Origin of the sequence: Streptomyces sp. NPDC090445 (assembly GCF_044769385.1) — a bacterium.
Taxonomy (GTDB): Bacteria; Actinomycetota; Actinomycetes; order Streptomycetales; family Streptomycetaceae; genus Streptomyces.
This window is the reverse complement of sequence record NZ_JBIVXV010000004.1, coordinates 260,658-283,016: the sequence shown is the minus strand read 5'-3', so window position 1 is coordinate 283,016 and position 22,359 is coordinate 260,658. Positions and strand designations below refer to the sequence as shown.

The following is a 22,359-nucleotide window of genomic DNA, read 5'->3' as shown; positions in this document are numbered from 1 at the left end:
AAGGAGGGAAGTCCATGTTCTCGTACCGCCGCACGCCCGAGCTCCCCACCGCCGAGCAGGCCCTCAAGGGCCGCCCGGAGCCCCTGTTCGCCCTGCCGCCGCAGCACACCGTCCTCGGCACCCCCCTCGCCGGCCCCTACCCGGAGCACCTGGAGGTCGCGGACTTCGGGCTGGGCTGCTTCTGGGGCGCCGAGCGGAAGTTCTGGCAGACCCCCGGGGTGTGGACCACCCTCGTCGGCTACCAGGGCGGCCACACGCAGAACCCCACGTACGAGGAGGTCTGCTCCGGCCTGACCGGCCACACGGAGGTCGTCCGCGTGGTCTTCGACCCGGCGGCCGTCTCCTACGCCACCCTGCTGAAGCTGTTCTGGGAGTCCCACGACCCCACCCAGGGCTTCCGCCAGGGCAACGACGTCGGCACCCAGTACCGCTCCGCGGTCTACACCCACTCCCCCGCCCGGCAGGCCGAGGCCGAAGCCTCCCGCGACGCCTACCAGCAGGTCCTGAACGCCGCCGGCTACGGCCCGATCACCACGGCGGTCCTCCCGGCCGAGGACCGCCCGTTCTGGCCCGCCGAGGCCCCCCACCAGCAGTACCTGGACAAGAACCCGGCGGGGTACTGCGGCATAGGCGGCACAGGCGTCTCCTGCCCGATCGGCGTCGCCGAGGCGCCCGGGAAGTGACCGGCGCCCTGCTCCCCGACCCGGCGCACGAGCGGCTGACCCGGCTCTGGCAGGCCCACCGGCCTGCCGGGCCGCTGCTGCCGTGGGACCTCAAAACGGTGTACGGAAGCCGCTGGGTCCGCTTCCACAGCCTGCCGGAGTCGAAGCGCTACGCGGACGACGAGGCCGAGTACGCGATCCTCCTCGACCGGTACAACACGGTCCTCGACGAGCTCTTCGCGGGCGGCGAGGTGTACGTGGTGACCATCGACTGGACGGACCCGGCCGAAACGGCCGATCCGCCGGAATGGACGGTGCTGCGCAGGGCCCTCCACCCGGCGGGCACCCTGTGGACCGTCCTGGACGAGGCGTCCGACCCGGGTCCGGACAACCGGTGGTACTTCTACGCCGACCGGCGGCCCTGGGTGCGCGGCTGCCTCGACCCGCTGCTCCGCGAGGCCGCCGACGCGGCCCTGTCGGGGGTCTTCGTGACGGACCCGGACCTCACCCGCATCCACCACGCGTACGACGGCGGCGCCGACGTCATCCTCCCCACCCCCGAGGACCGAGACCGCCTGCGCGACCGCCACGCCGCCTGGCTCTCCGCACACCCTTCGGGGTACTGACCGGTCCCGCCGCGCGGGCCGCGTTCACGCGCGAGCTCGACGAGGCGGCCGACCAGGCCCGGCAGGGATCCGACCTGGCCCCGCTCCAGCGTTTCATCACCAGTGGGCGGCGTACGTCCACATCCAGCGTCAGCCACGGCTCGCCGAGGAACTCCGCAGGCGGCCGCCGCTAAAGGGTGAGCTGGAAGAGGGCCGTGCCGCGTTCGCGGCGGTAGCCGAGGGCCTCGTTGACGGCGCGCATCGGGGCGTTCTCGTCCGCGACGGTCGTGGCGACGGCGCGCAGGGCCGGGTGGCGGTCCGCCGTCTCGGCGAGCATGCGGAGCTTGACGGTGCGGCCGAGGCCGAGGCCGCGGTGTCCGGGGAGGACGACCGTGTCGTACTGGATGGCGCGCGGGCCGTCCGGGTCGGGCAGCACGAGCTCCGTGTACGCGGCCACCTCGCCCTCCGGGGTGACGGCGGCGACCGTGGTCAGCGCGCCCCCGCGGTCGAGGATCAGCTGCTGGGAGGCGTGCAGGCGGTCCGGGGTCCAGGCGAGGGCCTGCACGTCGATGTCGCCCGCCGGGGCGTCGTCCATCGCGCAGTGGGCCCGGGCCGCGGCGGCGGCCCACGCGTCGGGCACCAGGCCGGGCCAGCAGACGAGCTCGTAGCCGGGCGGGGCGGCGGCCTCCCGGACGGGCAGGGCGCGCCGCGCCTCCGGGACGTCCTGGACGTACCAGGCCATCGACAGGACGTTGGTGAAGCCCAGCGACTCCGCGAAGGCCTGGCCCGGGCCGCCGAGGTCGATCTGGGCGGAGACCGAGGTGCGGCCCCGGGTGAGGAGTTCCTCGCGGACCCGCTGCCACAGGGCCGTGCCGAGGCCCTGCCGACGCGCCCGCGGACGGACCGTCAGCACGTCGAGGAACGCGGTGTGCAGGTTCTCCTCGTCGGTGAACAGCAGGAGCCCGGCGACGCCGTCCTCGGCCGCCCACAGGGCGGCGTGCCCGCGCGCGGGCCGTACCCGGAGCCGTCCGGCCACCTCCCCCCGGGAGGGCGCCGGCAGCTGCGGCAGGTCGGCGGCCAGGGCGTCGGCGAGGACCGTCCGCCAGGCCTCCGCCTCGGCGTCGGACGGCGGCGGGGTGAGGGCGCGGATCACGGGGCGGATCACGGAGTCGCTTGTCATGCGCCGGACCCTAGTCCGGGGGCCCGGGCGCCCGCGCGGAGTTTGCGGCCACCGGCCAGCCGCCGGGCGGACACCGAGCCGCCGCCGGAAACGCCGGATGGCGGGGCGCCCGCCGAGGGGTGCCCCGCCATCCGCGGGTACGGTCCGGCCCGCCGTGCGGCGGGACGGGGATGTCAGGCGGCCGAGCCGGCCTTCCAGTCCGCCCAGCTCATGTTCCAGCCGTTGAGGCCGTTGTCCGGCTTGATCGTCTTGTCCGGGGAGTTGATGACCGTGACGACGTCGCCGATGAGCGAGTTGTCGTAGAACCACGCGGCCGGCTGGTTCGGGTCGCCCGCGCCCTTGACGTCGTTCAGGCCGACACAGCCGTGGCTGGTGTTCGCGCTGCCGAAGATCGAGTCCGCGCCCCAGTAGTTGCCGTGGAGGAAGGTACCGGAGTTCGACAGCCGCATCGCGTGCGGGACGTCCTTGATGTCGTACTCGCCCTTGCCGTCGGCGTCGGTGAAGCCGACGGTGGCGCCGTTCATCCGGGTCTCCTTGAACTTCTCGGAGATCACCATCTGGCCGTTGTACGTCGGGTTCGCCGGGGCGCCCGCCGAGATCGGGATGGTCTTGAGGACCTGACCGTCCCGGGTGACCGTCATCTTCTTCGACTTCGCGTCGACCGTGGAGACCTGGCTCCGGCCGATATTGAAGGTGGCGGTGCGGTTCTGCACGCCCTGGATGCCGGGGGCGCCCTGCACGCCGTCCAGCATCATCTTCATCGTGACGGTGGAGTTCGCCTGCCAGTAGTTCTCGGGGCGGAAGTCGAGCCGCTGCTCGCTGAACCAGTGGCCGACGACCTCCTGACCGCTGCTGGAGGTGACGTTGATCGCCGCCTGGACCGCCTTCTTGTCCTTGATCGGCTTGTTGAAGGTGATCGACACGGGCATGCCCACGCCGACGGTCTGCTTGTCCTCCGGCACGAACGAGCCGATGAAGCTGTTCTCCGGCGAGACGGTGGTGAAGGAGGAGTTCTCGTGCGCCTCCTTGCCGCCCGCGTCCTTGGCGGTCGCCGACAGCGCGTACTTCGTGGAGCGCTTCAGCGGGGCGTCCGGCTTCCAGCTCTTGCCGTCGCCGGCTATCTTGCCGGCCACGGCCGCGCCCTCGGAGGTCTTGAGCTCGACCGCGGTGAGCGTGCCGTCGGCGACGCTGACGGCGGTGGTGTCGATGCCGACGTTGGTCGCGCCGTCCTTCGGCGCGATCGTTATCTTGGCCTTCGACGCGTCCTTGGCCGCCGCCGCGTCGACGTCGGACTGCGACTTGGCGGCGTCACCGCCGCCCTTCGCCTTGTCCTCGTCACCGCCGCCGCACGCCGTGAGCATCAGTACGCCGCCGAGCACGGCGGATATGGCCGCCATGGACCTTCTCCGCCGCTTGCTGTCCGTCCTCACACGCCACTCCATCGCTGCTGAACCCCCCGGGGGCATCCCCGGGCAGGGGGACACACCCCCTGCCACTCACCAGTCAACGCGTTGACGGCTCGGATCGGTTCCACATTCCGTTGGGATGTGGGCTACCGCACGGTCAGGCGTTGTCGGTCTCTCTGTCGAAGCCTCCATCTTCCTCGTCCAGCTCGTACTCCAGCGACTCGGGGTCGTATTCGACGGGCTCGCTGCTCCAGGAGGCCTGTACGAGCTCCACCCCGGGGATGTCCACGACCAGGTCAGAGGGGTCGACGAGGTACGCGAGGGCCTCCGATTCGTCCTCCCGGACCGCGGACTCGGCGTGGCCGCGTTCGTCGTCCGGCATGAACTCGTCGTCGGCGATGTGGTCGAGTGCGGCTCCGGTGAGGGCGTCGGCGTCCGGCACCTCCAGCACCAAATCCACGCGAAGCCGTACGTATCGTGATGTGTCAGAAGGGTTCATACGTCGGAGAGTAAGCCCGCGCCCGCCCCGGCTTTCCCACGACCCGCCCCTTTCCGTAGCATCACCGCACACGGTCAATTCGCTGCTTCCGCAAGGGGGATCGCCCCGTGTCCGCACGCCCGCCCCTGCTCACCTCGCTGGGTGCGACCACTCTCCTCGCCGCCCTCTGGTTCGTTCCGTCCGCGAACGCGACCGCACCCGAGTCCGCGGCCCCCGCTTCCGTCGCGCCCGCCTCCGGGAACGCCGGCGGCTCCGGCACCGTCACGGTGACCGCCGCCAGAGCCGACGGCGCGGGCGACACGGACTCCGCAGGCGTCACGGACGCCACAGGTGCCGCAGGCACCGCGGATGCCGACGGGGCCGCGCCGGGCAGCCGGGCCGCCACCCTGGCGCTCGCGGACACCGGCGGGATCGACACCACCCCGTACCTGCTGGCCGGCACCCTCTTCCTGGGCGTCGGCGCGGGCTTCGTCGCGTTCTCGGTACGCCGCACCCGCGCCCAGTAGGGCACCGCGGCACCGCAGCACGACGGCCGGGGGCCGCCCGCCGGGATTCCTCCCGGGAGCGGCCCCCGGCCGTTCCGTTTCCGTGTTTCCGGACTGCTCAGGCGAGCGGGCCCGTGACCCCCTCGACGGCCTCGACCAGCGCACCCGAGCGCACGAACGCGTCGGCGGCGGCCAGGTCGGGCGCCAGGAAGCGGTCCGGCCCGGGGCCCTCGACGCCGGCCGCCCGCGCGGCGGCGATGGCGGCGATGCTGGCCGGGGCGGCGGTGAGCCCGTGGCGCAGCTCGATGGCGCGGGTGGCCGCGTACAGCTCGATGGCGATGATGCGGGTCAGGTTGTCGACGGCGGTGCGGAGCTTGCGGGCGGCCGACCAGCCCATCGAGACGTGGTCCTCCTGCATGGCGGAGGAGGGGATGGAGTCGGCGGAGGCCGGGACGGCCAGCCGCTTCATCTCGCTGACCAGGGCGGCCTGCGTGTACTGGGCGATCATCAGGCCGGAGTCGACGCCGGCGTCGTCGGCCAGGAACGGCGGCAGGCCGTGCGAGCGGTTCTTGTCCAGGAGCCGGTCGGTGCGCCGCTCGGCGATGGAGCCGAGGTCGGCGGCGGCGATGGCGAGGAAGTCCAGGACGTACGCGACCGGCGCGCCGTGGAAGTTGCCGTTGGACTCCACGCGCCCGTCGGGCAGGACCACCGGGTTGTCGACGGCGGAGGCCAGCTCGCGGGAGGCGACCAGGGCGGCGTGCGCCATGGTGTCGCGGCCGGCGCCGGCGACCTGCGGGGCGCAGCGCACCGAGTAGGCGTCCTGCACGCGCGGGGCGGACTCCTCCTGGAAGTGCCCGGTGAGCCCGGAGCCCTTCAGGACGGCGGCCATGTTGGCGGCGGAGTCGCCCTGGCCGGGGTGCGGGCGGATGGCGTGCAGCTCGGGGGCGAGGACCTTCTCGGTGCCGAGCAGGGCCTCCAGCGTCAGGGCGGCGGTGATGTCGGCGGAGGTGTAGAGCCGGCGGAGGTCGGCGAGGGCCATGACCAGCATGCCGAGCATGCCGTCGGTGCCGTTGAGGAGGGCGAGGCCCTCCTTCTCGCGCAGCTCGACGGGCTCGATGCCGGCCTCGGCGAGCAGTTCGCCGGCCGGGCGGACGACCCCGTCGGGGCCCTCGGCGTCGCCTTCGCCCATCAGGGCGAGCGCGCAGTGCGAGAGCGGGGCGAGGTCGCCGGAGCAGCCGAGGGAGCCGTACTCGTGGACGACGGGCGTGATGCCGGCGTTGAGCACGTCGGCCATGGTCTGCGCGACGGACGGCCGGACACCGGTGTGACCGGAGGCGACCGTCTTCAGGCGCAGGAACATCAGGGCGCGCACGACCTCCCGCTCGACGCGCGGGCCCATGCCGGCGGCGTGCGAGCGGACGATGTTGCGCTGGAGCTGGGCGCGCAGCTCCGGGCTGATGTGACGGGAGGCCAGGGCGCCGAAGCCGGTGGAGACCCCGTAGACGGGCTCGGGCTTGGCGGCGAGCGAATCGACGATCTCGCGGGAGCGGGCGAGCGCGTCCAGGGCCTCGGGGGACAGCTGGACCCGCGCGTTGCCGCGGGCGACGGCGATGACGTCCTCGGGGGTGGTGCCGGACGTCCCCACCACGACAGTGTGCATATCCATATTCAGCACCCTACGGACTGAATCGCTTCATGTCACTAGTGACGTTCACGAGGAACTCTTACGCGGCGTCAGCGGCGCCCGTACGGCGTCACGCCCGCCCGTACGGCGTCACGCCCGGCCGCGGAAGCGGCGCCGCTCGCCCGGGGCCTCCTGCTGGGCCGTGTCGGCCAGATGCACCACGGCCGTGTCCCGCCCGGCGACGACGGGGCGTGCGGAGCGGGCGGCCTTGGCCTTGTACTGGGCGGCGTCGGCCAGCCGGAACAGCCGCCGGGAGGACGTCACGGGGCCGATCGGGTCCCCGGTCGAGGCGACCCCGCAGGCCACCCCCTCGCCCAGTTCCAGCCCGTCGGCGCGGCGGCACAGCTCCTCGGTCACCCGCACCACCTCGTCGGCCGAGGGACCCACGCCGACCAGGCAGAACTCGTCGCCGCCGAGCCGGGCGGCGAGCGCGCCGGGCAGCATGGCCCCGCACAGGCTCAGCACGGACCCGAAGCGCTCCAGGAGCCGGTCGCCGGTGGCGTGGCCGAGGGTGTCGTTGACCCGTTTGAGCCCGTTGAGGTCGCACACCACGAGGCTCACGACGACACCGCCGCGCCGGTGCTCCTCCAGGGCCTCGTCGAGCCGCATGTCGACGGCGCGGCGGTTGGCCAGCCCGGTCAGCGGGTCGGTGAAGGCCAGCCGGCGGGCCTCCTCCAGCCGGTCGCTCTGCGCGAGCCCGGCGGCGATCACGGCGGCGAGGACGGTCGCGAACTCGGCGTCGTCCTCGCCGAAGTCGGGCAGCCCGTCGTCCCGGGCCACGTACAGCTCGCCCCACGCGCGGCCGCTCAGCACGACGGGCGCCACGACGCAGGTGCCGCGGCCGCGCCGGCGCAGGGTCTCGCCGCGGCGGCCGGGGCGGGCGCCGGCGGCGCTCTCGACCCAGGCGTGCGGGCCCCCGCCGCCGACCCAGCGCTCGTGCAGGAACTCGGTGATCTCGGGGAAGTCGTGCACGGGGTACGACTCGTCCTCGGGGTACTCGGCCTCGTCCGCCCGGCGCCCGCCCTCGTTGACGAGCACCCGCAGCCGGCCCCGCTCACGCTCCCAGGCGGAGATCGCGGCGAACGACCCGTCCATCGCCAGGCGCGCGCCCCGCGCGGCGGCCCGCATGCTGTCCCGCGGCGCCCCCGCGGCGGCCATGGCCTGCGCCAGGCCCACGACGGCTCCGAGCCGCGCGTCGAGTCCCATCACCCCAGATTAGGGAGTTTCACCCGATATGCCAGGTCGCACCCCCGCCGGACCCGGGCCCGGCGGGGGCTCCCGCAGGGGACCCGGGAACCGTGCGGCTACCGGCCCGGCCAGTTGGGGCGGCGCTTCTCGTTGAACGCCGCCACACCCTCCGCCCGGTCGCCGGAGAACGCCACCGTCCGCCAGGCCGCGTCCTCGATCTCCAGGCCCGCCGCCAGGTCCATCCCGTGGCCCAGCCGCAGCGCCCGCTTCGCCGCCCGCAGGCCGACCGGGGAGTTCGCCGCCATCCGGGCGGCCAGGGCGAGGGCCTCCTCGCGGTCCCGGCCGGCCGGTACCACCGAGTCGACCAGGCCCAGCGACAGCGCCTCCGCGGCCTCCACCCGGCGGGCCGTGAAGATCAGCTCCGCCGCCCGGGCCGCGCCCACGCGCCGCGGCAGCAGCTGGGTGCCGCCGCCGCCCGGGATCACACCCACGGACACCTCGGGCAGGCCGACCACCGCCGTCTCGTCGGCCACGATCACATCGCAGGCCAGCGCCAGCTCGAAGCCGCCGCCCAGCGCGAACCCGTGCACCGCCGCGATCGTCGGCATCGGCAGCTCCAGCACGCCCCCGTACGCGCCCCGCGTGGTGGGCCGCTGGCGCACCAGCTCCGCATCGCTGAACGAGTTGCGTTCCTTCAGGTCCGCGCCGACGCAGAACGCCCGCTCCGCCGTCGAGGTGAGCACGACCACCCGGGCCGACGGGTCCGCCGCCAGCTGCGCGCAGGCCGACCCGATGGCCCGCGCCATCGCGGTGGACACCGCGTTCATCGCCTTCGGCCGGTCGAGGACCAGCTCCACGACCCCGTCGTCACCGTGCCGACGTACCGCTACGAACTCCGACTCCATCGCCGACTCCACCGACACAGGGCCCTCCCGGTTAACGAACGTTACCCGGGGATCTTAGGCTTCCGCCGCGTCAGCGACCAGGGCTCCACGACGCCCAGCCCGCGCACCGGCCGCTGCCACATCGGCTGCAGCGCGAACCGGTAGGAGCCGCCGCCCTCCTCGGCCTCGGCCTCCTTCTCGGAGAGCGGCGCCGCGCCCGTACGGCCCAGCTCCTCGGCCATCGCCCCGTCGACCAGCACCGCGTCCTTCGGGGCTATCGACGTCAGCCGGCTGGCCAGGTTCACCGTGGTCCCGAAGACGTCGCCCATCCGGGTCGTGACCGTCCCGAAGGCGATGCCGACGCGCAGCTCCGGCATCAGCGGGTCGGCATCCATCGTCTCGATCAGCCGCAGTGCGATCTCGGCCGCCGTCCCCGCGTCGTCCGCCGCGTACAGCACCTCGTCGCCGAGCGTCTTGATCAGCCGGCCGCCGTGCGCGGCGACCAGGTCCGCGGCGCTCGTCTCGAAGGACTCGACCAGCTCGCCGAGCTGCTCCTCCTCCAGGCGCCGCGTCAGCCGGGTGAAGCCGACCAGGTCGGCGAAGCCCACCGCGAGGCGCCGGTCGACCATCTCCTCGTCGTCGGCCGCCTGCACGACCCGGCCGGTGGCCGCCGCCAACTGGCGGCGCCACACGTAGACGAGGAACTCCTCCAGCTCCGGGAGGAGCAGCTCGACCAGCGGGTACGTGACCTCCGTACGGGTCATCCCGGGCTCCGGCGGCTCGGTCAGCCCCTCCAGGAAGGAATCGATCTGCCATTCGGCCAGCCGGGCGGTGGTCTGCCCCGTCGAGCGGGCCACCTGCACCGCCATCGGCTCGCTGAGCAGCCCCGCCTCGACCAGGCCGGCGAGCCGGCGCAGCGCGAGGACGTCGGCCTCCGTCAGGGCCCTGGCCTGCCCGATGTCCGCGAAGCCCATGGCCCGCCAGAAACGGGAGGCGAGCTCCATCGACACACCGGCGCTGCGGGCCGCCTGGAAGGGGGTGTAGCGGCGCTCGGCGCCCAGGATCAGCTGCTCCAGCCGGATGGCGAGCGGGTCCGCCGTCGGCTGGGCGGTGTGGTCCACCTCGTGGTGGGGGGTGTGCTGGTCGCGCCCGATCGGCGTGCCCGGGCTCCCCGGGCCGCCCGGGTTGCCGGGTCCGCGGGCGGACGCACCGGACGTAGAGTCGTCGACGGTCAAGGGCCGCCTCCTGTCCATTCCGTGCGCACTGCCCTGCCGAGCCGGGTGATCACCGGCAGGGACCGGGATCGCCTAAACCATACGGCAGGTGTGCCGTAGCTCACTCCCCACTCCCGTTACCTCCGGCGCCCGGCGGGGTCGCGGACCGGTCCGCGACCCCGCCGGGCGTGCGCCCCGGGCCGCCCCGCAGGGCGGCCGGCGGGGGCCGGCGGCCCGGCCCGGAGGGTGCCCGGACCGGGCCCGGACCGGCCGTGACCTGCCGTGACCTGTGGCGACCCGCAGCGATCCGCCCCTACCGAGCCGACCTGAGGTGCACGACGTCGCCGGCGCCGACGGCTTCGTGCGCCCCGTCCTCCGTCCGTACGACGAGCCGCCCCTCCGCGTCGACCGCTTCGGCCGTCCCGGTGAGCGACCGCCCGCCGGGCAGGTCCGCCCGCACGTGCCGGCCGAGGGTCGCGCACTGCGCCGCGTACGCCTCCTGCAGGCCGCTGGCCGCGGGATCGCCGGCGGCCGCGCGCCAGTTCCCGTACCACTCCTCCAGGGACCGCAGTACGGCCTTCAGCAGCGGCTCGCGGTCCGTGACGGCCGCCTTCGCCAGGAGCAGCGACCCGGCCTCCGGGACCGGCAGCTCGTCCTCGGTCAGCGACACGTTGAGGCCGATCCCGATGACGATCCCGTCCGCGACCCGCTCCGCGAGGATGCCGGCGGCCTTGCGCTCGGCCCCCTCCACGGTGACCAGCAGGTCGTTGGGCCATTTGAGTGCGGTGTCGACCCCGGCGGCCCGGGACAGCCCGGCCGCCGTGGCCACCCCGGCCAGCAGGGTCAGCCAGCCCCACCGCTCCTGCGGCACGGCCTCGCCCGGCTTGAGCAGCACGGAGAAGAACAGCCCCGACCGGGCGGGCGCGACCCAGCTGCGGTCGAGCCGCCCGCGCCCGGCGGTCTGCTCCTCGGCGACGAGCACCGCCCCCTCGGGCAGCTGCGCGGCCCGGGCGGCGAGATCGGTGTTGGTGGAGCCGGTGGTGGGGACGACTTCCACCGAGGACCACAGTCCTTGCCCGGCGACGAGGGCGCGCTGCAGGGCGGCGGCATTCAGGGGCGGCCGGTCGAGATTCGACCAACGACCCGCGGAGGGCCCGGAAGGGGTTCCTCCTGAAGCATCTGATGGCGTCATGCAAGCCACATTAGGTGTGTCAAACGCCGCACTGCCGAGCGCCATGCCCGCCGATACGCTACGCACCAGTAGCCAGCAGTAGTCATTCATTGACCAGGCAGTTGACACCACACAGGGAGCCGCGACCCCGATGTCACAACCGTCAGAGCCGATCGACATCCACACCACCGCGGGCAAGATCGCGGACCTGCAGCGCCGTATCGACGAGGCCTCCCACGCCGGGTCCGCCCGCGCCGTGGAGAAGCAGCACGCCAAGGGCAAGCTGACGGCCCGCGAGCGGATCGCCCTGCTGCTGGACGAGGGCTCTTTCGTCGAGCTGGACGAGTTCGCCCGGCACCGCTCCACCGACTTCGGCATGGAGAAGAACCGCCCGTACGGCGACGGCGTCGTCACCGGCTACGGCACCGTCGACGGCCGCCCGGTGGCGGTGTTCTCCCAGGACTTCACCGTGCTCGGCGGCTCCCTGGGCGAGGTCTTCGGCCAGAAGATCATGAAGGTCATGGACTTCGCGCTGAAGACCGGCTGCCCGGTCGTCGGCATCAACGACTCCGGCGGCGCCCGCATCCAGGAGGGCGTCATGGCCCTCGGCATGTACGGCGAGATCTTCCGCCGCAACGTGCACGCCTCCGGTGTGATCCCGCAGATCTCGCTGGTCGTCGGCCCCTGCGCCGGCGGCGCGGTCTACTCCCCCGCCATCACCGACTTCACCGTGATGGTCGACCAGACCTCGCACATGTTCATCACCGGTCCGGACGTCATCAAGACGGTCACCGGCGAGGACGTCGGCTTCGAGGAGCTCGGCGGCGCCCGCACCCACAACGCCACCTCGGGCGTCGCCCACCACATGGCCGGGGACGAGAAGGACGCCATCGAGTACGTCAAGTCCCTGCTGTCCTACCTGCCGTCGAACAACCTCTCGGAGCCGCCCGCCTTCCCCGAGGAGGCCGACACCGAGGTCACCGACACCGACCGCGAGCTCGACGTGCTGATCCCGGACAGCGCGAACCAGCCGTACGACATGCACACGGTGATCGAGCACGTCCTCGACGACGGCGAGTTCCTGGAGACCCAGTCGCTGTTCGCCCCGAACATCCTCACCGGCTTCGGCCGCGTCGAGGGCCACCCGGTCGGCGTCGTCGCCAACCAGCCGATGCAGTTCGCCGGCTGCCTCGACATCAACGCCTCCGAGAAGGCCGCCCGCTTCGTGCGGACCTGCGACGCCTTCAACATCCCGGTGCTGACCTTCGTCGACGTCCCCGGCTTCCTGCCGGGCACCGACCAGGAGTACAACGGAATCATCCGGCGCGGCGCGAAGCTGATCTACGCCTACGCCGAGGCCACCGTCCCCCTGATCACCGTCATCACCCGCAAGGCATTCGGCGGCGCCTACGACGTCATGGGCTCCAAGCACCTCGGCGCCGACCTCAACCTGGCCTGGCCGACCGCGCAGATCGCCGTCATGGGCGCGCAGGGCGCGGTCAACATCCTGCACCGCCGCACCATCGCCGAGGCCGAGGCCGCCGGCGAGGACGTGGAGGCCGTCCGCGCCCGGCTCATCACCGAGTACGAGGACACCCTGCTCAACCCGTACACCGCCGCCGAGCGCGGCTACGTCGACGCGGTGACGATGCCGTCGGAGACCCGCGCGCACGTCGTCAAGGGCCTGCGCCAGCTGCGCACCAAGCGCGAGTCCCTGCCGCCGAAGAAGCACGGCAACATCCCCCTCTAGGTCCGGGAGGTCCAGTCCTGTGGTGATCAAGGTCGTCAAGGGGAATCCGACGCCGGAGGAGCTGGCCGCCGCCCTGGCGGTGGTCCAAGCGCGCGCGGCGGTGCTGGCCTCGGCACCGTCGGGCGCGCCGCAGGTGGCCGACGCGTGGGCGGCACCGGGCCGGCTGGCGTCGCGCACGCTGCCGCAGCCGGGGCCGCGCGCGTGGGCCCGTACGTACTGGCCCGGCCGGGGCTGAGGCCCCCGGCCGCCCGCACCCGGCCGGAAGAATGGTGCGATCCGGTGGTGGCGCCTGAGTACCCGTACTCAGGCGCCGCACGGGCCTTCGGAAACAGAATCGGGGCATGCTCTGGTCCGACCCGAAGAACGAGCCGCCCGAGGAGATGCGCGAGACGCAGGCGATGCTCCGGCGGATGACCGTCGTACTCGTCCTCGCCATGGTGGTCGTCGTGTACGTACTGGGCGTGGGGTTCTAGACCGGGTTTCCCGGCCGGGTTCCCTGACGCCCGGTTCCCTGACGCCCGGTTCCCTGACCGGGGTTCCCTGACGCCCGGTTCCCTGACCGGGGTTCCGGACCGCCGCCTACGATGGCGGGCATGACTGCTGCCCCGGCCCCTGCCCCGGCCCACGCCCTCGTCCTCGCGTCCGCCTCCCCCGCCCGGCTCAACCTGCTGCGCCAGGCCGGGCTCGCCCCGCACGTGCTCGTCAGCAACTTCGACGAGGACTCGCTGAGCGCGGACACCCCGGCCGAGCTGGCCCTGGCCCTGGCCGAGGCCAAGGCGGCCGTCGTGGCCGGCCTGGACGAGGCCGCGGGCGCCCTGGTCATCGGCTGCGACTCGGTGCTGGAGCTCGACGGCGAGGCCCTCGGCAAGCCCGCGGACGCCGCGGAGGCCACGGCCCGCTGGAAGGCCATGCGCGGCCGGTCGGGCGTCCTGCGCACCGGGCACTGCGTGATCGACACGGCCACGGACCGCCGGGTGTCGGCGACGGCGTCGACGACGGTGCACTTCGGCGAGCCGACGGACGCGGAGGTCGCGGCCTACGTGGCGAGCGGCGAGCCGCTGCACGTGGCGGGGGCGTTCACGCTGGACGGGCTGTCGGCGCCGTTCATCGAGGGCATCGACGGCGACCACGGCAACGTCATCGGCCTGTCGATGCCGCTGCTGCGCTCCCTGCTGGGCGAACTGGGCGTGTCCATCACCGACTTGTGGGCCTGAACCCCCCGGCCGGCCCCTGAGGGCCGTCCACGCGGCCGTCCGCCGGATCGCCCGCACGGCCACCCGCACGGCCTTCCCGGGCCGGGTGGAGCGTCAGGGTCAGCACGATCAGGCACAGGATCACCATCGTCGCCGCGAAGGCGTCCCAGCCCACCGCCGAGACGGCGAGGGCGCCGAGCAGCCCGTGCACGGCAGCGGCGGTGATCAGGACGGCGCGGGCGAAGCGGCCGGGTGCGCGGTCCCGTACGGCGGCCACGGCGAGCAGCACCGCGCACAGCAGCAGGAAGCCCCCGAGGGCCGCCCCGAGCACGTACGTGCCCACGGCCATGACGTCGGGGTCCGAGCCGGCGATGGACATCGACTGGTTGTGCGTGGTCCGCCCCAGCACGAAGTGGACGAGGGCGAGCAGCACCCCCTCGGCGGCGAGCGCGGCGGCCGCCAGCCCGGCCACGAGTCTGCGCAGCACGGCATCCACGACGCCCCACCCCTCCAAGGCTCACGGGGCACAAGCCCGTTCGACGCCTGGAGGCTACTAACGGGTAAACGTACGGACAAGGGGTGCGCACGCGTTCGTTACGCGAAAGGGCGCCCGGGCGGTGGCCGGGCGGCGCCCGGGCGGCGGTCGCGCAAAGAATCTGTGGGCCGTTCGTAGGGAATCCACAAAGAATCGCCGGGGGCCGCTGACCGGGTGGACAGAGACCGTGGCTATCTGACGGGGTTACTGTGCAGTCGGGGATCCCCTTGACCTGGGGCTCCACAAGGACTTTCCGCGCTAGAGGCAGCCTCGAATCACACTCCGTGTGGGCAAGGTCACCTCTGGGGAAGGGTCGAAAGGCCGTGTGGGCAGTCCCTAAACTCAGCTTGTTTCAAGGAGGGAGCCATCGTGCGCAAGGTGCTCATCGCCAACCGTGGCGAAATCGCTGTCCGCGTTGCTCGGGCCTGCCGGGATGCCGGGATCGCGAGCGTAGCCGTCTACGCCGACCCGGACCGGGACGCCCTGCACGTCCGCGCGGCCGACGAAGCTTTCGCGTTGGGCGGTGACACCCCGGCCACCAGCTACCTGGACATCTCCAAGGTCCTGCAGGCCGCCGCCGACTCCGGCGCGGACGCCATCCACCCCGGATACGGCTTCCTCTCCGAGAACGCCGAATTCGCGCAGGCCGTCATGGACGCCGGCCTGACCTGGATCGGCCCGCCGCCGCAGGCCATCCGCGACCTCGGCGACAAGGTCGCCGCCCGGCACATCGCGCAGCGCGCCGGCGCCCCGCTCGTCGCCGGCACCCCCGACCCGGTGTCGGGCGCCGACGAGGTCGTCGCGTTCGCCAAGGAGCACGGCCTGCCGATCGCCATCAAGGCCGCCTTCGGCGGTGGCGGCCGGGGCCTGAAGGTCGCCCGCACCCTCGAAGAGGTGCCGGAGCTGTACGAGTCCGCCGTCCGCGAGGCCGTCGCCGCCTTCGGCCGCGGCGAGTGCTTCGTCGAGCGCTACCTCGACAAGCCGCGCCACGTCGAGACCCAGTGCCTGGCCGACAGCCACGGCAACGTGGTCGTCGTCTCCACCCGTGACTGCTCGCTGCAGCGCCGCCACCAGAAGCTGGTCGAGGAGGCCCCGGCGCCGTTCCTCTCCGCGGAGCAGAACGCCGAGCTGTACGCCGCCTCGAAGGCCATCCTGAAGGAAGCCGGCTACGTCGGCGCCGGCACCGTCGAGTTCCTCGTCGGCCTCGACGGGACGATCTCCTTCCTGGAGGTCAACACCCGCCTCCAGGTCGAGCACCCGGTGACGGAAGAGGTCACCGGCATCGACCTGGTCCGCGAGATGTTCCGCATCGCCGACGGCGAGGAGCTCGGCTACGGCGACCCGGTGCTGCGCGGCCACTCCTTCGAGTTCCGCATCAACGGCGAGGACCCGGGCCGCAACTTCCTGCCGGCCCCCGGCACGGTCACCAAGTTCAACGCCCCGTCCGGCCCCGGCGTCCGCCTCGACGCGGGCGTGGAATCCGGCTCGGTCATCGGCCCGGCCTGGGACTCCCTGCTCGCCAAGCTGATCGTGACGGGCGCCACCCGCGAGCAGGCCCTGCAGCGCGCGGCCCGCGCTCTGGCCGAGTTCGAGGTGGAGGGCATGGCCACGGCCATCCCGTTCCACCGCGCCGTCGTCGTCGACCCGGCGTTCGCCCCGGTCGACGGCACCCCGTTCAAGGTCCACACCCGCTGGATCGAGACCGAGTTCGTCAACGAGATCCCGGCCTTCGCCGCCCCCGTCGCGGACGAGGCCGACGAGGAGCCGGGCCGCGAGACCGTCGTCGTCGAGGTCGGCGGCAAGCGCCTGGAGGTCTCCCTCCCGTCCTCCCTGGGCATGACCCTGGCCCGTACGGCCGCGGCCGGCGGCGCCAAGCCGAAGCGCCGCGTCGCGAAGAAGTCCGGCCCCGCCGCCTCCGGCGACACCCTCGCCTCCCCGATGCAGGGCACGATCGTGAAGGTCGCGGTCGAGGAGGGCCAGCAGGTCAACGAAGGCGACCTGGTCGTCGTCCTGGAGGCGATGAAGATGGAGCAGCCGCTGAATGCGCACCGCTCCGGCACCATCGTCGGCCTGACGGCCGAGGTCGGCGCGTCCCTGACCTCGGGCGCCACGATCTGCGAAATCAAGGACTGACCCGGCCCAACGCGGCCTGACGCCCCGAACGCCGGCGAGCTGGACCCCCAGCCGCCGGCGTTCGCCGTCTCCCCCCGCCCCGGGGGCTCCACCCAACCAAGCGGGGCTCCACCCCACACTTCCGCGCCTCAAACGCCGACGAGGCTGGGAGTGCACGACCCGACGCCACACGTGGCCCAGCGGCTTCGCCCAGACACGCGGGGCGCTGCCCCCGCACCCCCGCGCCTCAAACGCCGGCGAGGCTGGGAGCGCACGCCCAGCGCAGCAAGTGACCCGGGGGCTTCGCCCGGACACGCGGGGCGCTGCCCCGCACCCCGCGCCTCAAACGCCGGCGAGGCTGGGTTGCCGCCGCCGACGCTTGAGCCGACCCACCCACGCCGCGCAAATCCGGCCCCGCCCGCGCTTGAGGCAACCCACCCACGCCGCGCAAATCCAGCCCCGCCGACGCTTGAGGCAACCCACCCACCCCGCGCAAATCCAGCCCCGCCGACGCTTGAGGCAACCCACCCACCCGCGCAAATCCAGCCCCGCCAGCGCTTGAGGTGGCCCACCCACGCCGCGCAAATCCAGCCCCGCCGACGCTTGAGGCAACCCACCCACCCCGCGCAAATCCAGCCCCGCCAGCGCTTGAGGTGGCCCACCCACCCCGCGCAAATCCAGCCCCGCCGACGTTTGAGGCGCGGGGGTGCGGGGGCGGAGCCCCTGCGGCGGGTCCGGGCGGAGCTCGGTTTCGGGAAGGGGCGGGGTGGGGGAAAGGCTCCGCGCAGCGGCAGCAGGTCCCGGCCAGGGCAACGACGATGGGCCCGCGGGGCCGCGGCTGGCGGCGGCGTGGGCCCCGGCTGGCGGCGGCGCCGGGCCGGGGGCAGTGGAGCCCGGCCCGGGGCAGCAGCGCCGGGCCAAGGGGCAGCGGCGCCCGGCCAGGGCAGGGGCGCCCGGCCAGGGCAGGGGTGGCGGGCCGCCGGGGGTCAGCGGCGGCGGAGGTCGGCTACGCGGCGGTCGCCCGGCGGGGGGTCCAGCAGGGCGGCCGGCGCACTGCGCAGACCGGGGGCTCCGCGCCGCTGCACCGGCAGCGGCGCGGTGTCCCTCCGCGGCCGTCGCCCGGCTGCCATCCCCGCGTCCAGCGGCCCGGCGGGCGATGCAACCGCTCCGGCCACGGTGATCTGTACCCCTTGGTCGGCGAGCGCCTGGAGTTCCGTCGCGGCCCGGTCGTCGTGCGCCGGCGGCTCGTCTGTGACCAGGCGGGTCATGACGTCGGTGGGGACTGTCTGGAACATGGTGTCGGTGCCGAGCTTGGTGTGGTCTGCGAGGACCACGACTTCTGCGGCGGCTTGCACGAGCGCCCGGTCGACGCTGGCCGACAGCATGTTGGAGGTGGACAGGCCCCGCTCTGCTGTCAGGCCGCTGCCTGACAGGAAGGCGCGGGAGACCCGCAGGCCTTGCAGCGATTGTTCGGCGCCGCTGCCGACGAGCGCGTAGTTGGATCCGCGGAGGGTGCCGCCGGTCATGACGACTTCGACCCGGTTGGCGTGGGCGAGTGCTTGGGCGACGAGCAGGGAGTTGGTGACGACGGTGAGGCCTGGCACCCGGGCGAGCCGGCGGGCCAGCTCCTGGGTGGTGGTTCCGGCGCCGACGACGACGGCTTCGCCTTCTTCGACGAGGCCGGCCGCGACGTCGGCGATGGCGGTCTTCTCGGCCGTCGCGAGATGGGATTTTTGCGGAAACCCGGATTCCCGCGTGAAGCCTCCGGGCAGTACCGCACCGCCGTGTCGGCGGTCGAGGAGTCCTTCTGCCTCCAGTGCCCGCACGTCCCGGCGTACGGTCACTTCGGAGGTCTGGACCACGCGGGCGAGCTCACGGAGCGACACGGCTCCGTTTGCCCGCACCATTTCGAGAATCAACTGGCGACGTTCTGCAGCGAACACGAAACTGACAGTAACCCGGGCGACCGTCTGGTTTCAGCTCCTTGCGCCGGAATACCGAAGTTGTCCGTAAGGCAGGGCACTTAGTGGTATACGCGGTCGGACGAGTGCGTGAACACACTGCCGCGCACCGGTGCCCTGCCTCAAGTCCCCTTGTGGAAAGGGGAGGTTGTGGCCTCGGGAGGCCCGGATCAGGCTTCGGTGCCGGTCTTCCGGGTGTGCAGCTGGCGTGCGACCTCGGCGATCGATCCCGACAGGGAGGGGTACACGGTGAACGCGTTTGCGATCTGCTCGACGGTCAGGTTGTTGTCGACGGCGATCGAGATCGGGTGAATGAGTTCGCTGGCGCGCGGCGAGACGACGACACCGCCGACGACGATCCCGGTGCCGGGGCGGCAGAACAGCTTCACGAAGCCGTCGCGGATGCCCTGCATCTTGGCGCGGGCGTTGCGCAGCAGGGGGAGTTTGACGACGGCGGCGTCGATCCGGCCGGCGTCGACGTCGGCCTGGGTGTAGCCGACGGTGGCGATCTCGGGGTCGGTGAAGACGTTCGAGGAGACCGTCTTGAGGTTGAGCGGGGTGACCGCGTCGCCGAGGAAGTGGTACATGGCGATGCGGCCCTGCATGGCGGCGACGGAGGCGAGGGCGAAGATGCCGGTGACGTCGCCGGCCGCGTACACGCCGGGGGCGGTGGTGCGGGAGACCTTGTCGGTCCAGATGTGGCCGGAGTCCTTGAGCTTGACCCCGGACTCCTCCAGGTTCATGCCCTTGGTGTTGGGGATGGCGCCGACGGCCATGAGGCAGTGGGTGCCGGTGACGACGCGGCCGTCGGAGAGGGTGACCTCGACGCGGTCGCCGACGCGCTTGGCGGATTCGGCGCGGGCGCGCCCGATGACGTTCATGCCGCGGCGGCGGAAGACGTCTTCGAGGACGGCGGCGGCGTCGGGGTCCTCGCCGGGGAGGACGCGGTCGCGGGAGGAGATCAGGGTGACGCGGGAGCCGAGGGCCTGGTAGGCGCCGGCGAACTCGGCGCCGGTGACGCCGGAGCCGACGACGATGAGTTCCTCGGGGAGCTCGTCGAGGTCGTAGACCTGGGTCCAGTTGAGGATGCGCTCGCCGTCGGGCATGGCGTCGGGGATCTCGCGCGGGGTGCCGCCGGTCGCGATCAGCACGCATTCGGCGGTGAGGATGGTCTCGGCGCCGTCGGCGGCGGTGACGATGACGTCGCGGGTGCCGTCGATGCCCTGGGGGCCGCCGAGGCGGCCGCGGCCGCGGATGACGCGGGCGCCGGCCCGGGTCACGGAGGCGGTGATGTCGTGGGACTGGGCGAGCGCGAGGCGCTTGACGCGGCGGTTCACCTTGCCGAGGTCCACGCCGATGATGCGGGCGGACTGCTCGATGGGCGGGGTGTCGTCGGCGACGACGATGCCGAGCTCCTCGTACGAGGAGTCGAAGTTCGTCATGACTTCGGCCGTCGCGATGAGGGTCTTGGAGGGTACGCAGTCGGTGAGGACCGAGGCTCCGCCGAGGCCGTCGCAGTCGACGACGGTCACCTCCGCGCCGAGCTGGGCCCCCACGAGGGCCGCCTCATACCCGCCGGGTCCGCCGCCGATGATCACGATCCGGGTCACGAAAACTCCGCCTCACGTCTACCCGGCCGAGCGCCGCCCCGGCCGGGGCTTCCGGGTCTCCCCGGGGGATGCATTCCGTGCTCCATTGTCCCGCACGCTTCAAGGTGCTTCTCCCCCGGTCCCGCCATCCGTGCACCCCTGGCCCCGCCGTGCGCGCCGCGTGTCCCGCCGCGTATGCGTCCCCGCCCCTGCCGCGCATGCGTCCCCGCCCCACCGCGCATGCGTCCCCGCCCCTGCCGCGCATGCGTCCCCGCCCCACCGCGTATGCGTCCCCGGCCCTGCCGCGCGTGCGTCGCCGCCCCACCGCGCGCTCCCGTCCCGCCCTCCATACGTCCCCGGTCCCGCCGCGCGGGCGTCGCCGACCCTGCCGCGCGCTCCCGTCCTGCCCTCCCCCGGCGCCTCAAACGCCGGCGAGGCTGGATATTCCAGCCCGCGCTGGGGGCACCTCCCAGCGGTAGCTGGGGGAGTTTGAGCGCACCGGGCGCGAAGCGCCCGTAACGGGGTCCGGGGCGGATCCCGAATGCCCAGCCCCGCCGGCATTTGAGGCGGCAGGGGTCCGGGGCCGGAGGCCTCGGTTTCGGGAAGGGGCGGGGTGGGGAAACGGCTACGCGCAGCGGGGACGGTGGCGGCGGTGACGGGCGGCATCCACGCGCCCCCGGCTGCGCCGCGCGGGCGTCCCCGGCTGCGCCGCGCGGGCGTCCCCGGCTGCGCCGTTCGGGCGGCGCAGGTGTCGCCGCGGGTGCGGCGCCGGTCCCGCCGCGCGGGTGCGGATTCGCTGTCGGCCGGGCGTGGATCCGTCGGCATCCGGGCACGCATACTCACCCGCCCCTCCCGTACCCTCGACTGCATGTCGCTCTACGCCGCGTACGCCGGCAACCTCGACCCGCGGCTGATGTCGCGCCGCGCCCCGCATTCGCCGCTGCGCGGAACGGGCTGGATCAACGACTGGCGGCTGACCTTCGGCGGCGAGCAGATGGGCTGGGAGGGCGCCCTCGCCACGATCGTGGAAGCGCCGCGCCAGCAGGTCTTCGTCGCCCTCTACGACATCGCGCCGCTGGACGAGGACTCCATGGACCGGTGGGAGGGTGTCGGACTCGACATCTACCGCCGGATGCGGATCCGCGTGCACACCCTGGACGGCGAGGAAGCCGCCTGGTGCTACGTGCTGAACGGGTACGAGGGCGGCCTGCCGTCCGCGCGCTACCTGGGCGAGATCGCCGACGCCGCCGAGTCCGCGGGCGCGCCGCACGACTACGTGATGGAACTGCGCAAGCGCCCCTGCTGAGGGCTGCCGGCAGGATCCGGGCCCTCCGGGCCCTCCGGACGTTTCGGCGGAAACGACAAGGCAACGATCCGAACACCGTGAGCAGCGCCATCTACGCGCGTAGGCGATTCCGGGCTACGCTCTTCTGCGTGAACGCATCTGTTACCGACCCCCACGCCGCCGCAGACGCCGCCGCCGCGCGCCTGCGCGAGCTCACCGGCGCCGAATCCCACGACGTCGCCCTCGTCATGGGCTCCGGCTGGGCTCCCGCCGCGGAGGCGCTCGGCGCCCCCGAGTCCGAATTCCCCGTCACCGAGCTGCCCGGCTTCCCGCCGGCCGCCGTCGAAGGCCACGGCGGCACCGTCCGCTCGTACAAGATCGGCGACAAGCGCGCGCTGGTCTTCCTCGGCCGCACCCACTACTACGAGGGCCGTGGCGTCGCCGCCGTCGCCCACGGTGTCCGCACTGCCGTCGCCGCGGGCTGCAAGACCATCGTGCTGACCAACGGCTGCGGCGGTCTGCGCGAGGGCATGGCGCCCGGCCAGCCGGTCCTGATCAGCGACCACCTGAACCTGACCGCGGCCTCGCCGATCGTCGGCGCGAACTTCGTGGACCTGACCGACCTGTACTCGCCGCGGCTGCGCGCGATGTGCAAGGAGATCGACCCCACCCTGGAAGAGGGCGTGTACGCCCAGTTCCCCGGCCCGCACTACGAGACCCCGGCCGAGATCAACATGGTCCGCGTCCTGGGCGCCGACCTGGTCGGCATGTCCACGGTGCTGGAGGCCATCGCCGCCCGCGAGGCCGGCGCCGAGGTGCTCGGCATCTCCCTGGTCACCAACCTGGCTGCGGGCCTGTCCGGCGAGCCGCTGAACCACGAAGAGGTCCTGCAGGCGGGCCGTGACTCGGCCGCGCGCATGGGCACGCTGCTGACCCAGGTCCTCGCCCGCATCTGA

The 22,359-nt window shown here is 73.2% G+C and carries 21 protein-coding genes; 10 read left to right on the top strand and 11 right to left on the bottom strand.

All coding sequences use genetic code 11. From position 1 onward, the window contains the following. Positions 1-14 precede the first annotated feature (14 nt). Positions 15-683: a peptide-methionine (S)-S-oxide reductase MsrA gene (gene msrA / locus ACIQUT_RS12170; protein WP_403562093.1), complete on the top strand. Its 669-nt coding sequence runs from the start codon at positions 15-17 to the stop codon at positions 681-683. Continuing rightward, positions 680-1,288 carry a hypothetical protein gene (locus tag ACIQUT_RS12165; protein WP_403562091.1) on the top strand — a complete coding sequence of 203 codons (609 nt, stop codon included), beginning with the start codon at positions 680-682 and terminating at the stop codon, positions 1,286-1,288. Before msrA ends, ACIQUT_RS12165 begins: the two co-directional genes overlap by 4 nt. Before the next feature lie 169 nt (positions 1,289-1,457). Here ACIQUT_RS12165 and ACIQUT_RS12160 read toward each other — a convergent pair whose 3' ends face one another. The 3 genes from ACIQUT_RS12160 to ACIQUT_RS12150 form a co-directional block, all read right to left on the bottom strand. Continuing rightward, positions 1,458-2,447, bottom strand: a complete 990-nt coding sequence (locus ACIQUT_RS12160) for a GNAT family N-acetyltransferase (protein ID WP_403562089.1) — start codon at positions 2,445-2,447, stop codon at positions 1,458-1,460. 173 nt (positions 2,448-2,620) lie between these two features. Further along, positions 2,621-3,889, bottom strand: coding sequence for an Ig-like domain-containing protein (locus tag ACIQUT_RS12155; protein WP_403562087.1), 1,269 nt, complete (start codon positions 3,887-3,889; stop codon positions 2,621-2,623). A 121-nt stretch (positions 3,890-4,010) separates the two neighbouring features. Further along, on the bottom strand, positions 4,011-4,313 hold the full coding sequence (locus ACIQUT_RS12150) for a hypothetical protein (RefSeq protein ID WP_403562086.1): 303 nt from the start codon (positions 4,311-4,313) through the stop codon (positions 4,011-4,013). A gap of 146 nt (positions 4,314-4,459) precedes the next feature. Here ACIQUT_RS12150 and ACIQUT_RS12145 point away from each other — a divergent pair, with 146 nt between their 5' ends. Further along, positions 4,460-4,858, top strand: coding sequence for an LPXTG cell wall anchor domain-containing protein (locus ACIQUT_RS12145; RefSeq protein ID WP_403562084.1), 399 nt, complete (start codon positions 4,460-4,462; stop codon positions 4,856-4,858). Between the two features lie 97 nt (positions 4,859-4,955). Here ACIQUT_RS12145 and hutH read toward each other — a convergent pair whose 3' ends face one another. From hutH to ACIQUT_RS12120, 5 genes are all read right to left on the bottom strand, one after another. After that, entirely contained in the window at positions 4,956-6,497 is a 1,542-nt protein-coding gene (gene hutH / locus ACIQUT_RS12140; protein ID WP_403562505.1) for a histidine ammonia-lyase, read from the bottom strand. Between the two features lie 114 nt (positions 6,498-6,611). Next, positions 6,612-7,727 carry a diguanylate cyclase domain-containing protein gene (locus tag ACIQUT_RS12135; protein WP_403562082.1) on the bottom strand — a complete coding sequence of 372 codons (1,116 nt, stop codon included), beginning with the start codon at positions 7,725-7,727 and terminating at the stop codon, positions 6,612-6,614. A gap of 98 nt (positions 7,728-7,825) precedes the next feature. After that, positions 7,826-8,614, bottom strand: a complete 789-nt coding sequence (locus ACIQUT_RS12130; protein WP_403562080.1) for an enoyl-CoA hydratase/isomerase family protein — start codon at positions 8,612-8,614, stop codon at positions 7,826-7,828. Between the two features lie 41 nt (positions 8,615-8,655). Further along, positions 8,656-9,828, bottom strand: coding sequence for an adenylate/guanylate cyclase domain-containing protein (locus tag ACIQUT_RS12125; RefSeq protein ID WP_403562078.1), 1,173 nt, complete (start codon positions 9,826-9,828; stop codon positions 8,656-8,658). A gap of 292 nt (positions 9,829-10,120) precedes the next feature. Continuing rightward, positions 10,121-10,999 carry a biotin--[acetyl-CoA-carboxylase] ligase gene (locus tag ACIQUT_RS12120; RefSeq protein WP_403562076.1) on the bottom strand — a complete coding sequence of 293 codons (879 nt, stop codon included), beginning with the start codon at positions 10,997-10,999 and terminating at the stop codon, positions 10,121-10,123. A 130-nt stretch (positions 11,000-11,129) separates the two neighbouring features. Here ACIQUT_RS12120 and ACIQUT_RS12115 point away from each other — a divergent pair, with 130 nt between their 5' ends. From ACIQUT_RS12115 to ACIQUT_RS12100, 4 genes are all read left to right on the top strand, one after another. Then, on the top strand, positions 11,130-12,728 hold the full coding sequence (locus ACIQUT_RS12115; protein ID WP_403562074.1) for an acyl-CoA carboxylase subunit beta: 1,599 nt from the start codon (positions 11,130-11,132) through the stop codon (positions 12,726-12,728). A 19-nt stretch (positions 12,729-12,747) separates the two neighbouring features. After that, entirely contained in the window at positions 12,748-12,963 is a 216-nt protein-coding gene (locus ACIQUT_RS12110; protein ID WP_403562072.1) for an acyl-CoA carboxylase epsilon subunit, read from the top strand. Between the two features lie 106 nt (positions 12,964-13,069). Continuing rightward, positions 13,070-13,201, top strand: a complete 132-nt coding sequence (gene mmpB / locus ACIQUT_RS12105) for a morphogenic membrane protein MmpB (RefSeq protein ID WP_256987083.1) — start codon at positions 13,070-13,072, stop codon at positions 13,199-13,201. A gap of 120 nt (positions 13,202-13,321) precedes the next feature. Beyond that, a complete protein-coding gene (locus ACIQUT_RS12100; protein WP_403562070.1) occupies positions 13,322-13,942 on the top strand; it encodes a Maf family protein in 621 nt (206 codons plus the stop codon). Here the strand turns inward: ACIQUT_RS12100 and ACIQUT_RS12095 are convergent. Further along, on the bottom strand, positions 13,923-14,417 hold the full coding sequence (locus tag ACIQUT_RS12095; RefSeq protein ID WP_403562068.1) for a hypothetical protein: 495 nt from the start codon (positions 14,415-14,417) through the stop codon (positions 13,923-13,925). The genes ACIQUT_RS12100 and ACIQUT_RS12095 overlap by 20 nt on opposite strands. 408 nt (positions 14,418-14,825) lie before the next feature. Here ACIQUT_RS12095 and ACIQUT_RS12090 point away from each other — a divergent pair, with 408 nt between their 5' ends. After that, positions 14,826-16,589, top strand: coding sequence for an acetyl/propionyl/methylcrotonyl-CoA carboxylase subunit alpha (locus ACIQUT_RS12090; RefSeq protein ID WP_403562066.1), 1,764 nt, complete (start codon positions 14,826-14,828; stop codon positions 16,587-16,589). Positions 16,590-17,554: 965 nt separating this feature from the next. On the opposite strand, the gene ACIQUT_RS12085 is transcribed toward ACIQUT_RS12090, so the two are convergent. Together ACIQUT_RS12085 and ACIQUT_RS12080 are read right to left on the bottom strand one after the other, a co-directional pair. Continuing rightward, complete coding sequence (locus ACIQUT_RS12085; RefSeq protein WP_403562064.1) at positions 17,555-18,511, bottom strand: DeoR/GlpR family DNA-binding transcription regulator; 957 nt, start codon at positions 18,509-18,511, stop codon at positions 17,555-17,557. 188 nt (positions 18,512-18,699) lie between these two features. Continuing rightward, positions 18,700-20,139: an NAD(P)H-quinone dehydrogenase gene (locus ACIQUT_RS12080; RefSeq protein WP_403562062.1), complete on the bottom strand. Its 1,440-nt coding sequence runs from the start codon at positions 20,137-20,139 to the stop codon at positions 18,700-18,702. A gap of 847 nt (positions 20,140-20,986) precedes the next feature. On the opposite strand from ACIQUT_RS12080, the gene ACIQUT_RS12075 reads away from it, so the two are divergent. After that, complete coding sequence (locus ACIQUT_RS12075) at positions 20,987-21,424, top strand: gamma-glutamylcyclotransferase (RefSeq protein ID WP_385686990.1); 438 nt, start codon at positions 20,987-20,989, stop codon at positions 21,422-21,424. Positions 21,425-21,552: 128 nt separating this feature from the next. Continuing rightward, a complete protein-coding gene (locus tag ACIQUT_RS12070; RefSeq protein WP_403562060.1) occupies positions 21,553-22,359 on the top strand; it encodes a purine-nucleoside phosphorylase in 807 nt (268 codons plus the stop codon).

Coding starts and splice junctions, on each gene's coding strand:
- msrA (WP_403562093.1), top strand. CDS start 15: ATGTTCTCGTACCGCCGCACGCCCGAGCTCCCCACCGCCGAGCAGGCC.
- ACIQUT_RS12160 (WP_403562089.1), bottom strand. CDS start 2,447: ATGACAAGCGACTCCGTGATCCGCCCCGTGATCCGCGCCCTCACCCCG.
- ACIQUT_RS12155 (WP_403562087.1), bottom strand. CDS start 3,889: ATGGAGTGGCGTGTGAGGACGGACAGCAAGCGGCGGAGAAGGTCCATG.
- ACIQUT_RS12115 (WP_403562074.1), top strand. CDS start 11,130: ATGTCACAACCGTCAGAGCCGATCGACATCCACACCACCGCGGGCAAG.
- hutH (WP_403562505.1), bottom strand. CDS start 6,497: ATGCACACTGTCGTGGTGGGGACGTCCGGCACCACCCCCGAGGACGTC.
- ACIQUT_RS12100 (WP_403562070.1), top strand. CDS start 13,322: ATGACTGCTGCCCCGGCCCCTGCCCCGGCCCACGCCCTCGTCCTCGCG.
- ACIQUT_RS12130 (WP_403562080.1), bottom strand. CDS start 8,614: ATGGAGTCGGAGTTCGTAGCGGTACGTCGGCACGGTGACGACGGGGTC.
- ACIQUT_RS12135 (WP_403562082.1), bottom strand. CDS start 7,727: ATGGGACTCGACGCGCGGCTCGGAGCCGTCGTGGGCCTGGCGCAGGCC.
- mmpB (WP_256987083.1), top strand. CDS start 13,070: ATGCTCTGGTCCGACCCGAAGAACGAGCCGCCCGAGGAGATGCGCGAG.
- ACIQUT_RS12075 (WP_385686990.1), top strand. CDS start 20,987: ATGTCGCTCTACGCCGCGTACGCCGGCAACCTCGACCCGCGGCTGATG.
- ACIQUT_RS12120 (WP_403562076.1), bottom strand. CDS start 10,999: ATGACGCCATCAGATGCTTCAGGAGGAACCCCTTCCGGGCCCTCCGCG.